The sequence below is a fragment of the Streptococcus oralis subsp. tigurinus genome (assembly GCF_002093545.1).
Classification (GTDB): Bacteria; Bacillota; Bacilli; order Lactobacillales; family Streptococcaceae; genus Streptococcus; species Streptococcus oralis_C.
In genome coordinates this window covers 66,545-79,329 of record NZ_LNVF01000009.1, presented here as the reverse complement: position 1 = coordinate 79,329, position 12,785 = coordinate 66,545, and the positions used below count along the sequence as shown (strand labels likewise).

At 37.2% G+C, this 12,785-nt stretch carries 7 protein-coding genes and 3 pseudogenes; 4 read left to right on the top strand and 6 right to left on the bottom strand.

Going from position 1 to position 12,785, the window contains the following annotated elements:
- Positions 1 to 84: 84 nt before the first annotated feature.
- The 4 genes from ATE34_RS09065 to ATE34_RS09050 all read right to left on the bottom strand — a co-directional run bounded on the left by ATE34_RS09065 (position 85) and on the right by ATE34_RS09050 (position 4,865).
- Positions 85 to 597, bottom strand: coding sequence for a GNAT family N-acetyltransferase (locus tag ATE34_RS09065; RefSeq protein ID WP_061598707.1), 513 nt, complete (start codon positions 595 to 597; stop codon positions 85 to 87).
- A 62-nt stretch (positions 598 to 659) separates the two neighbouring features.
- On the bottom strand, positions 660 to 1,625 hold the full coding sequence (locus tag ATE34_RS09060) for a hypothetical protein (protein WP_061598709.1): 966 nt from the start codon (positions 1,623 to 1,625) through the stop codon (positions 660 to 662).
- Between the two features lie 583 nt (positions 1,626 to 2,208).
- Positions 2,209 to 3,156 carry an AEC family transporter gene (locus ATE34_RS09055; protein WP_084911773.1) on the bottom strand — a complete coding sequence of 316 codons (948 nt, stop codon included), beginning with the start codon at positions 3,154 to 3,156 and terminating at the stop codon, positions 2,209 to 2,211.
- A gap of 83 nt (positions 3,157 to 3,239) precedes the next feature.
- Positions 3,240 to 4,865 carry a malolactic enzyme gene (locus tag ATE34_RS09050; protein WP_084911771.1) on the bottom strand — a complete coding sequence of 542 codons (1,626 nt, stop codon included), beginning with the start codon at positions 4,863 to 4,865 and terminating at the stop codon, positions 3,240 to 3,242.
- Positions 4,866 to 5,217: 352 nt separating this feature from the next.
- Here ATE34_RS09050 and ATE34_RS09045 point away from each other — a divergent pair, with 352 nt between their 5' ends.
- Together ATE34_RS09045 and ATE34_RS09040 are read left to right on the top strand one after the other, a co-directional pair.
- Entirely contained in the window at positions 5,218 to 5,568 is a 351-nt protein-coding gene (locus ATE34_RS09045; RefSeq protein ID WP_084911769.1) for a helix-turn-helix domain-containing protein, read from the top strand.
- Between the two features lie 112 nt (positions 5,569 to 5,680).
- Positions 5,681 to 6,593, top strand: a pseudogene (locus ATE34_RS09040) (LysR family transcriptional regulator).
- 56 nt (positions 6,594 to 6,649) lie between these two features.
- On the opposite strand, the pseudogene ATE34_RS09035 reads toward ATE34_RS09040, so the two are convergent.
- Positions 6,650 to 7,578: pseudogene (locus tag ATE34_RS09035) on the bottom strand (ISL3 family transposase); the annotation flags it as partial.
- Positions 7,579 to 7,726: 148 nt separating this feature from the next.
- Positions 7,727 to 10,501 carry a cation-translocating P-type ATPase gene (locus tag ATE34_RS09030; RefSeq protein WP_084911767.1) on the bottom strand — a complete coding sequence of 925 codons (2,775 nt, stop codon included), beginning with the start codon at positions 10,499 to 10,501 and terminating at the stop codon, positions 7,727 to 7,729.
- Between the two features lie 265 nt (positions 10,502 to 10,766).
- Here ATE34_RS09030 and ATE34_RS09025 point away from each other — a divergent pair.
- A pseudogene (locus ATE34_RS09025) lies at positions 10,767 to 10,952 on the top strand (transposase); the annotation flags it as partial.
- Positions 10,953 to 11,445: 493 nt separating this feature from the next.
- Positions 11,446 to 12,654 (top strand): ATP-binding protein, encoded by a 1,209-nt coding sequence (locus tag ATE34_RS09020; RefSeq protein ID WP_084911765.1) that lies wholly within the window; start codon positions 11,446 to 11,448, stop codon positions 12,652 to 12,654.
- The last annotated feature ends 131 nt before the right edge of the window (positions 12,655 to 12,785 follow it).

Genomic DNA, 12,785 nt, shown 5'->3' with positions numbered 1-12,785 from the left:
AAAAAAACATCCAAGAAAACATTCTTGAATGTCTGAAAAGATTATAACTCCATTAACCTTGTCAATAGACTGGAAATAATGATATTATGGTCTCCTTATCTCAAATACTGCTGTATGAACCCACTCATTATGAATGTGTAAGTCATTTTCTATCATTCTACTAAAGGTGAAACCATTTTTTAAAAGTACTCTCTGAGAAGCCAGATTATCCCTTGCCGTTCCTGCAATGATTCTATTGAAACCATGAGCAATAAAAGCCTTGTCTAAAACAAGTCTAACCGTTTCGCTAGCATAGCCTAAATTGGTAACATTTTCCCCAATCCTATACCCAAGCTCTGCTGTTTTTCGATTACCCTCTAAGACACTTAAATTGATTCTTCCGACCATAACGCCTTGCGAATCTCTAATAAGATGCATATAGACATCACGATTCCTTTGTTCCGTTAACAATTCCCTTGTGATTTCTTTAAAACCTTCTAAATCAAAATAGTTAGCTGGTCTAGGAGGTAGATTTCGTTCAAAATACTCTCGATTTTCTTTTTCAAAAGAATAAACGTCTAGACTATTTTCTTCAGACAACAGCTCTAAACTAATCATTACAAAACTTCCCTTCTCTTCTTAGTAAAAATATTGTTAGACGGAACTAGCCCTAGCAACTCCTACTCTAATTTTTGCAACAGCTTTACAACTTGCCGATTTTCAATCCTCACATAATATACACCACTATCATTGACAAGTTTATCCTCTTTATACTTAGCAATTTTGACAGCATAAAGACCTCTTGGTAAGGGTTGGTTGGCAAAAAATTCCTTCATGAGCGCTTCAAGCTCTTTAAGATAGTCATCATACAAGAGATCTCTTTTTTCTTTTGGAACGAAATACTGAAATTCAAATGTCGGTATAAAAATCTCTTTTTGGAAAAGATATTGAGCATCCATTGGGTACATTCCTTGCAGAGCTTGGCCCTTACTTTGATTTTCCTCTAATATTTCATTATAAAGATAGATATTATCAGATTGGTTATTAAATTCAAAACCAATACCTTGATACTTCAAATCAGGCAGTTGAGGATCTTTGATTGAACTGTCCAGCGTTTTTAAGAATTCGTTGGTGCCTAGACTAACTTCAATCCCTAAATAGGCTAATTCTGGGAAAACATTATAAATTTTTTTATCATTTTTGTAATCAACCTCTGCATCTGTCTTTCTATATGTTTTATTTTCCGAAAAACGAGTATAGTATTTAAATCGAGTTTTAACCTCATAGGTTTTTCCGGCTATATTTTCACTATAGATACCATGGATTATAAATCCTCCTACACTTGTATAGTTTTTCTCGTATTTTTCTAACTCAAACTGTCCTGTAAGACCGTAATTTTGATAAGAACGATGCACAGCTTGCTCAAGCTCAGTTCGATTTGCATGGGCAAACAGCCCCCACATATCCATTAGAGCAAGAATAGGACTACTCACTGTGAAGATTACCATTGGGATCACTATGGATAAGCAACCTATTAATAGCCAATTTCTTTTCTTGGCATTTCCCTCAGATTTTTTAGCAGTTTTCTGTTTCCTTTTTAAGATTAGAATGAGCAAAACCAAGATCCCTAATACTAATAAAACCAATCTACAATCTCCTTTTATTTTGGATAGCTGTTAACAGGTAGATAGGAGACTGACAGAAATACTCGTCTCACCTGCTAACTTATCCTGAATTCCATAAACTCGTCTGAAACGAGGAGCAATCCTTGTCCCATTATACCACACGAGCGATACCGTGAAAAGATGATAGAAGCAAAAACACCCCATGGTGTGAACCATGAAGTGTTGTAAATGCTATATTGTAACAGGTTCTTAAGGTTTTGAGGCAACTGACTTTGTCAGATTGCAGCCTCATTTGTAAGCGACTAAAGTCGCAACAACTGTGTCAATTGCACCAATTTAGTATGAAAATATAAAAAAGAACACCTCGAAAGGTGCTCTCTGTAAGTATAGTAATTCTCTCGAATTAACGTTTACTAAATTGTGATGCTTTACGGACTTTCTTAAGACCTGGTTGGAAAGTGTGGGTTTCAGTTGGGTTAAAAACAGCACAATATCAAGGATTTTCAGAACGTTATCTACTTTTTAATTTCATAAAATTTGAACCAATATTTTTTAAATAGGGGAATTTCTTAACGCATAACTTTCAATCCTATCCTCTTCCTTCTTATCCTAATAAAGTTTGTAATATTGGAATAACAACGATAAATAGAACCGTACTTAAAGTCACTACATTCGTAGAGAATTCCACATCTCCTTTTCCTTGATTAGCAAGGATTGGGAGAACAGCTAGAGCTGGCGTAGCGGACTGAATCATAAAGGTCTTAAATTCTACTGTCGCCATATTTGGGGAAAAGAACTTCAATACAAGAAGCATGATTAGAGGAGCTAGGATAAAGCGTCCAACTAAAGTGACAATTGTATCTTTATCAAAAGCAATGGTATTCAAGCCTGCCTTAGCAAGAACGATACCGATATAAACAAGAGATAATGGCGTTGTTAAACTACCAATATAAGTCAAGGTACTTTCCGCAAAACTTGGGACAGGAAGACGGAGCACTAAAAATACGAGGGCTACGAGAAATCCCAACAAGGGGGCTGGAAAGAGTTTCTTCCAATTGAATTTTTGAGCTTGCTTTGAAGCCCCTTCTTTGCTACCCGAGGTCATTAGATAGACACCTAATGTCCAAGTAGATACCGTATTTGTAATATAATACACCAAGAAGTAGGGAAGGGCTTGATTTCCAAACAGAGCTATGTTTAAAGGCAAACCAATAAAAATGGTATTGGCATTAACAAAGGTATTAATCATAGTTCCTTGACGGCCTGGGCTCACTTTAAAAAGTTTCACCGCTATAAAAGCCATTAGGTAACCGAGAATGAAGGCGATAAACGTATACAATAAACCGCCAGACAAGCTAATCAATTTATCTAAAGTTAAATATTTAAGAACAGAGGTAAAAATTGCCACTGGCATGGCCAGATTCATAATGAGTTTAGATAAATCATTTCCAAAACTCTCTTGAAACCAACCACGGACTTGTAAGAAGTAACCTAGAATGATGATGACGATAATAGGTACAATGCTCTGAATTGAAGTCAAAAAGATTTCCATAGATTCCCTTTCTACATGACATAGCCTCTATTAGGAGGTGTACGAAGCATCCAATATTACTCGTACACCCCATTTCCATTTACTTATTTATAGGTCGGATACCACTTCAAATCACGAACTGCTTTGGCCATATCTGTTTCCTTAGCGCGGGCAAGACCTTGTTCTTGCGCTTTTTTAGCGACTGCTTCTGCTACTTTAACAGAAACATCTGCTACATACTTGAATGGTGGCAAGACAGGAGCTCCTGGTTGACCTGGATTGATAATACCACTCAATGAATGAGCCGCTGCTCCAATCATTTCATCTGTCAAAAGACTTGCTTCAGAAGCCAGCATACCTAGACCAAGACCTGGGTAAATCAATGCATTATTTGCTTGACCAATCACATAGTCTACACCTTTATAAGAAACCGTATCAGCAGGAATTCCTGTTGCGACAAAAGCCTTACCATCTGACCATTCAATCAAATCTTTGGCACTAGCTTCGGCTAGCTTGGTTGGATTTGATAATGGGAAAATCATTGGACGTTCAGTGTTTTCACACATAGCTTCTACAATTTCTTTAGTGAAGGTATTTGGCTGAGTTGAAGTTCCTACAAGAATGGTTGGCTTCACAGTCTTCACTACTTCAAGCAGATCAGTCAACTTGTCTGCGTTGCTAAAGTCAGCACGTTTCTTAGCAAACGGTTTTTGTTCAGGAGTTAGGTCATCCATGTCATCAAAGAGAAGACCTTGTTTATCAACCATAAAGAAACGTTTATAGGCTTCTTCTTCAGAAAGACCTTCACTCACCATTTCGCGAAGAACACGAGAGGCAATTCCTGCACCCGCAGTACCACCACCATAGCAGAGATAAACTTGATCTGTTAATTTTTCACCACTAATATCTAGTGAACCAAAGATACCACCCAAGGTAACGATTCCTGTACCTTGAATATCATCGTTAAAGGTTGGGATTTGTTTCCGATATTTTTCAAGAATATTAGCAGCATTTAAGCGACCAAAGTCTTCCCAGTGAAGGTAGAGTTTAGGAAAGAGACGTTCTGCTGTTTGAACAAATTGGTCAATGAAGTCGTAGTAACGTTCTCCGCGGACCCGTTCGTGACGATTTCCCAAGTAATTAGGATTGTTCCGAAGATCTTCACGGTTAGTCCCTGCGTCAATGACTAAAGGAAGGACCATAGAAGGATCGATTCCAGCAGCGCCAGTATAGACCATCAATTTCCCAACAGAAATATCGACACCATTTGTTCCCCAGTCACCGATTCCAAGGATTCCTTCTGCATCTGTTACAACAATGAGTCGAATCTCGCGATCGCCGGCGGCATTTTTCAAAGTGGCTTCAATATTTTCAGGATGATTAATATCAAGATATCCCGCATATTGTGGATCTACAAAGAGGTCACTATACCCCTCAATTGTATCAGCAATAGTTGGATCATAGACAATTGGATTGAATTCTTCCAAATGTTGAGCAAATAGGTAGTAAAAAAGGGTACGGTTTGTATTAAAGATTTCCATTAAGAACAAACGTTTTTCCAAATCATTGGCTTTTGTTTGCATTTGTGCATAAGTTTGCGCCGCTTGTTCTTCAATCGTTTGAACATACGGTGGCAGTAAACCAATAAGGCCTAGTTCCTTCCGCTCCTCTAATGTAAAGGCAGTACCTTTATTGAGGAAAGGATTGTTTAAAATATCATGTGCAATCATAGTGCAACCTCCTTTTTACTTCTATTATACCACTTAAAACGAATTGTTTGGTAAACTTTGTTGCTTAAAAAATACAATTGTGGATGTATATGTTATAATGAGTCTACGAGAAAATTTATAATAAGCCTTTTGATACTTAAAACACTATTATTGATGACACTTTAAGTTGTTTTATAAATTTCTAAACTCATCAAACCTTCGACAATGACTCTTTACTAAAAGTTTCGAGTATAACAAAATAATTATACAAATTGGCAATTCTAATTAAAATAAATATCCTTTAAGTTTTCTATATAATACTTTGTATTTTTTAAGGTGTTTTTTTGTCATACAAAACTTGTATTCTATTTATATGACAACCAAAAACTATTTACAACAATATATTTCCCAAAAAGTGAAATATTTTCGTACAAAAAACAAAATGAGCCAGGAAGAACTTTCTGAACAGGCAGGACTTGGTCTTAAGTATATCAATCAACTAGAAAACCAAAGTGTGAATCTGACCATTCACAGTCTAGAAAAAGTGATTGATGCCTTACAGATGACCCCAGAGGAGTTTTTCAATTTTAGTAGCCTTGAATCCACCTCTGATAAGACTGAAAATCTTTCACTAAAGAGATTGAACATGAAGATTAAACAACTTCCTGTTGAGAAACGCGAAAAGATGTTAAGCATTTTCGAAAGTATCTTAGATAACCTCTGATATCCCTGACTCACATACATTATAACTGGTAAAAAAACGTATAGTCAAACGAAGCGATACGGATAAATATTATTTATCTGGTTGTTTCCCTAGATGTTGAAAGTGAGCCTTTATGAACTTAAAAGACCTACAGTATTTTTATGATCTCTGCCAAGTCCAATCCTATACAGATGTAGCAAAACAGCACAAAGTTAGCCAACCTTCTATTTCTTATGCCATCAAGCGATTAGAGGAGGCCTTTAATTGTAAGTTGATTCACCACGATCCCTCACACCGATCCTTCAAACTGACTCATCAAGGAGAAATCCTTCTGAAACACACAGAACTGATCTTACCTGAGATCATTTCTGCTCGCAAAGAAATAAATCGTTCTTTGGTTCATTACTCTACTGTAGGATTTCCTCCTATTATCATACAGTATCTCTTTGCTTCTCTAAATGAAGAAAAAGAATTTGATTTTTTAAAAAAAGTACGCTCCATCCGCGATGGCTCCGTGGAGTTATTAAACCTTCTCCTCAAGGGAGACCTTGATGCAAGCCTACTCGGTTTGATTGAACCACTCAATCATCCTTCAATAGAGACGCATGAACTATTTCATAAAGAACTGTATGTCGTTTTATCTAAGAACCACCCTCTTGCTACCGCTTCTTCCCTCACTTTTCAAGATTTAGTGGATCAATCTTATCCTTTTAGACGAACATTTTGTTCACTTGAAAGCTTTTGAACTTCTTAATCAGAAGTATCAAAACAGGGCAGAAATATTCTTCAAGAGTGACGACATTGTCATTCTTAAAGAACTTTTAAAGAAAGGGATTGGCGTTAGTTTACTAGCTGATATCGCACTCTCTGATGAAGATGATGATTTAATAAAAATCCCTCTAATACCGGAGGACCAGATCACATTTACAGTTTATTACGCTCACCTTAAATCAGCTACACTGTCATCAGAAGTAGAGGATTTATTTAATTTTATTAAACTATACAAACCAAAAGAACTTGGCTCTTTGTCAACTGTAGTAGATTGAAGAAAAGCTAAGCTCGAGAAAGGACGAAATTCGTCCTTTCTTTTTTGATGTTTAGAGCGATAAAATCGCTTATCACTCAATTTACGGCTATCCTGTTGAATGAGCTTCCGGTAATGTTTGATGGCTTTATATTCATGAGATTTTCGCTCAAACTGATTCATGATTTGGACACGCACACGACTCATAGCACGGTTTAAGTGTTGGAGTAAAACAGTCCAGTGGACTGTTTTAGCCTGAGTTCAGAAATATAATAACGAAGGGTGAAAACGATCGAGAACGATTTTAGCACATGGAAAAAGCTGTTTAGCTAATTCATAGTAGGGACTAAACATATCCATAGTAATGATTTTCACCTGACAACGAACAGCTCGATTGTAGCGAAGAAAGTGACTTCGGATGACAGCTTGTGTTCTTCCTTCAAGAACAGTGATGATATCGAGCTTTTCAAAATCTTGCGCAATGAAACTCATCTTCATCTCCCGATTGAAACAGTCACTTCCCTAACTGTTTCAACATCCCAGGATATAATCTCAGGAAGATGCGAAAAATCATGCTTAAAGTGGAAGTCATTGAGCTTTCAAATGACAGTTGAAGTTGAAATGGCCATCTGCTGAGCAATATCGGTCATAGAAGTCTTTTCAATTAGCTTCTGAGCAATTTCTTGGTTGATCATACGAGGAATTTGATGATTTTTCTTGACGAGAGAAGTCTCAGCGACCATCGTTTTCGAACAATGATAGCACTTAAAACGACGCCTTTTAAGGAGGATTCTGGTAGGCATACCAGTCGTTTCGAGATAAGGAATTTTAGAAGGCTTTTGAAAATCATATTTCTTCATTTGACTTTCGCAATCAGGACAAGATGGGGCGTCGTAATCTAGTTTAGCGATGATTTCCTTGTGGGTATCTCTATTAACAACATCCATAATTTGGATATTAGGGTCTTTGATATCGAGTAGTTTTGAGGTAAAATGTAATGGTTCCATATGATTCTTTCTAATGATGGTTTGATCGCTTTTCATTATAGGTCATATGGGACTTTTTTTCTACAATAAAAGAGGCTCCATAATATCTATAGGAGATTTACCCACTATAAATATTATAGAGCCTAAAAAGTAAGCCATCGGCTTACTCTTAATCAAATAGTCGGTGCCTTATTTCCTCTAGAGCCATAATGATAAATGGACAGACGAGCAAATAGAGCCAATCATCAAAACCAATCGGAGCTGTATTAAAGAGAGTGTGGAAAAGAGGTACATAGGACAGGATAATAAAGAGAATGATTTCTAAGATAATCCCCAGACTAATAATCTTATTTGCAAATGGTTTGATTTTGAAAATAGATCCTCTACCTTTGCGACTATTCATAGCCATACCAATCTGCGTGAAGATGATAGCTCCCAAAGTCATGGTTGTTGCCTCTCGATAAAGAGGTCCTGAACTAGCTAGATGATTCAGATGTCCTTGATTAACCCAATAATTAAGGAAGAAGGCACCCATAGCCAAAACAGACTCAATCATACCATACCAAGCAAAGGCTTTTAATAATAATTGCCGATTTAACAAACGATCTGATAGGCGTCTTGGTGGCCTGTCCATAATGCCTTCTTCTGGTGGCTCAACCCCCAATCCCAAAGCGGGCATCATATCTGTTCCAAGGTCAATCGCTAGGATTTGCATAACGGTTAAAGGAAGAGGAATGCGCCCCAAAGAGAACAAGAAGAAGGCAGATGGTACAGCTTCCGGTGTATTGGAATTAAAAATATAGGTCAGGAATTTTTGAATATTTCGATAAACGGCACGTCCCTCTTCAACAGCATGGACAATAGAAGCAAAGTGATCATCCGTTAAAATCATATCAGCAGATTCCTTGGCGACGTCAGTTCCAGATATTCCCATAGCTACCCCGATATCAGCCTTTTTCAGAGCAGGGGCATCATTTACTCCATCACCAGTAACAGCAACAACTTCACCAAGTTCCTGAAGTGCATTGACTACACGATATTTTTGTTCAGGGGCTACACGGGCAAAAACAATCTCACCTTTAAGCGCTTCTTTAAGCTGATCGTCATCCATGTCAGCCAGTTCAAGTCCTGAAACAACACGCGCATCATCACCCTGCACAATTCCGATTTTCTTGGCAATACTAAGAGCCGTCAAGCCATAGTCACCTGTAACCATAATAATACGAATATTAGCTCGGTGACATTTTACAATAGCTTCACGTACACCCTGACGTGGGGGATCACTCATGGCAACAAGACCCAGAAAAACCATATTTTCTTCCAAAGTCTGCATATCCCACTTGTCTTCTCCAATACGATCACTTTCTAAGGGTCTATAAGCCACAGCTAAAACACGCAAGCCGTCATGAGCAAATTGATCGTTAGCAGCAAGAATAGCCTGACGTTCTGCAGCAGCCATAGATTTGATTGCCCCTTGACCATCATAATAGTCTGAGCAAAGTTCCATCACTTCTTTAGGCGCACCCTTAGTGATGGAAATATGGTGACTGCCATCCAGACTTTTTTCGAGACTATGTACCGTTGTCATTCGTTTACGATCCGAATCAAAGGGAATTTCTTTGATACGAGGAGCCCAGTTGTGGTTGTCATTTAAATCAATACCTGCTTTTTCTGCAAGAACATTAAGACAAGCTTCAGTCGGGTCTCCCAAGACCGTATAATCGGGATTGTCAGCACTTGGCGCAACCACTTGAGCATTACTAGCCAAGTGAGAAAAGCGAACCAAACGATTCAGGAGATCATTTCCCTTCAGAGAAACAGGGTCACCATCCTTCTCAATATGCCCTTCTGGTGCATAACCTAGCCCAGTCACCTCATAATTACCCGACAAGGTCCATAAATGATTAACTGTCATGGCATTTTGAGTTAGGGTCCCTGTTTTATCTGAGCAAATAACAGAGGTCGCTCCAAGAGTCTCAACCGAAGACAACTTCTTAACCAAAGCATGATCCTTAGCCATGCGCTGAACGGCCATGGCTAGAGATAGGGTAACCGTGGGAAGAAGCCCCTCAGGAATAAAGGCAACAATCATACCCAGGGCAAAGATAAAGGATTGAGACAAAGGTTGGTGAACAAATAGGGTTGCTGCAACCATAAAGAAGAGACCAATAGAGACTGCAATTACTGAAATTTGCTTGGTCAAATGATCTAATTCTTTCTGAAGAGGGCTTTTTTCCTGAGTAAGGTTTTGTGTCAAATCTGCAATTTGTCCAAACTCTGTTTCCATTCCGATAGCAGATACTATAAAACACCCAGACCCAGAAGAAACTGTAGTTCCAGCAAACACCATATTGTCATATTCTAACTCGGTTTTTTCAGGATCTAAATCCGCTTGGTCTGACTTGTAAATAGGGCTAGACTCACCAGTAAGAGCAGACTGATTAACTCGCAAATCTGTCACGGCAATCAAGCGTCCATCTGCAGAAATACGGTCTCCTTCTTCAATGAAAACCAAGTCCCCTGGCACCAAGTCCTGAGCAAGAATCTTATCTTCCTTCCCATCCCGAAGAACCCGTGTGTAAGATGGAAGAAGCTTATTAAGGGCTGCCGTAGCCTGACTTGCTCTATATTCTTGAATAAAACTAAAGAGACCATTAATAATGTTGACCAACCAGATAGCAATCCCCAACTCTAGACTATGAGAAAGCATAGCGATAAAGCCACCAACCCACAATAAGAGGGCCATGAGACTGGTAAAATGTCTGACAAAAGTCAACCAAATAGGTTCTTGTTTACTCTCCTTTAATTGGTTAGGCCCGTAAGTCGCCTGCCTTTTCTGGACTTCTTGTGAGTTTAAGCCTTGAGGACTTGTTTGCAACACCTGATAAACCTGATCAGGGGCACAGGTCCCTAATTTAGCACCTTTCTGACTAGAATTACTCATAATCCTTTCCTCGATTCTAAATCATTAAAACGATTTTATATTTTCGCCCCTATTATACTCCTTTTTCAGAAAAGGTAAAAGAAAAGGGCTCTATAATTCCTATGGTGGCTTTACCCACTACAGAAATTATAGAGCCGAGAACTTTAGCTTGTATACCCAATAGCTAAAGTTCTTTTGGTAGTGTAAAATAAGCCGTGTAAACACAAACAGGAAGAAATCCGTTATAGTAGAGTTACGAAACATTACTGGAACGAGGTTTATTCCTATGACACAGTTTACTACAAAACTACTTAACTTCTTAGCCCAAAAGCAAGATATTGATGAATTTTTTCGTTCATTCCTTGAAACAGTTATGAACGATCTGCTTCAAGCAGAGTTATCAGCCTTTTTAGGGTATGAGCCTTACGATAAAGCTAATTATTTTAAAGCCAACAGTCGTAACGGAACGTATTAACGTAAATTCAAGGTTCAAATATTTGGGGTGAACAGAAAAAGCATCCCGTATTTTTGATACGAAATGCTTTCAATAAGTGTAAATAAGTTTTAACGTTTACTAAATTGAGATGCTTTACGAGCTTTCTTAAGACCTGGTTTTTTCTACATCATGATATTTATGGTAAATTATCACTAAACTCAAGTTCTTTTGAGAGATAAATCCTCAATCCTTACATATATAACCCTTTTAAAAATCGAGAGGTTATCAAAGGGTTATCACTTTTTTAGTTTTCGGAGCTTATGTAATTAAGAAAGACGAACTACTGTATCACAAAGATGATGTACAGTTTAACAACAAATGTACAGTTTCTTCATTCCTGGACAATTTCTTTTTCTATTCTGAAGATATTATTTCTAGATATTTAAAAATAACAAAACAAATAGCAGATTATTTCTAAATATTTGAAAATAATTACTATTTATATTATACTATCTTTGAGGTAACTATTATGAACTATATTAAAAGACCACATTATTTAGACTTTTTAAGAAGACATCGTGATCGGCCAATCATCAAAGTTGTGAGTGGAGTTAGACGAGCTGGTAAATCTGTTCTCTTTCAACTCTATAAAGAGGAGTTACTAGCAACTGGAGTAGACGAGGATCAAATCATATCCATCAATTTTGAAGATCTGAGTTATTATGACCTGCGAGATTTTCAAACATTATTCGCTTATATAAAAGAAAGATTAGTTGAGGAAAAAACATACTATATCTTTTTAGATGAAATTCAACATGTTGAAAAATTTGAACTGGTAGCAGATAGTCTATTCATCTTGCCAAATGTTGACCTCTATTTGACTGGATCAAACGCCTACTTTATGAGTAGCCAATTAGCTACAAACTTGACTGGTCGGTATGTTGAGATAGAGGTTCTTCCTTTGTCATTTGAAGAATACCTATCAGGTCAATCTCTCTCAGAGAATCTGAATACAACAGAAATTTTTAACAATTATCTCTTTAGTGCTTTCCCTTACTTATTGCAAACATCATCTTACGCTGAAAAAATTGATTATCTCAGAGGAATATATAACTCAATACTGTTAAATGATATTGTCACTAGATTGGGAAATCCAAATCCTACTATTATTGAGCGCATTGTACGAACCCTTCTCAGTAGTACAGGTAGCTTAATATCAACAAATAAGATTCGCAATACCCTTGTCAGCCAAAATGTTTCAATATCCCACAATACTTTGGAAAATTATTTGACGACTTTGACAGACAGTTTACTTTTTTATTCCGTTCCACGTTTTGATGTAAAAGGCAGAGCATTATTACAACGCTTAGAAAAATATTATCCCGTTGATTTAGGTTTACGACACCTCTTATTGCCAGACCACAAAGAAGATATTGGTCATATCTTGGAAAATATTGTTTATTTGGAATTGAGACGTAGATATTCACAAGTATATGTTGGTAATTTAGATAAATATGAGGTTGATTTTGTTGTTGTAACTGATCTTGGTCACTACGCTTATTATCAGGTCAGTGAAACAACACTTGCCCCAGAAACACTAGAAAGAGAACTTAGACCACTAGAAGCCATTAAAGATCAATTCCCAAAATATCTATTAACAATGGATACAATTCAGCCAACAGCAAATTACAACGGAATTGAGAAAAAAAATATCATAGATTGGTTACTAGAAAAGTAAATAAGTATAAATCATATAGCTAACTAGATTTGCAACAGTCTGTTATCAATGATTCTCCCTAAAACCTAACAAGATATAGTGAATTTAGAACACACTATCTAATGGGATAAAGTGGAATCTATAACTTCTGG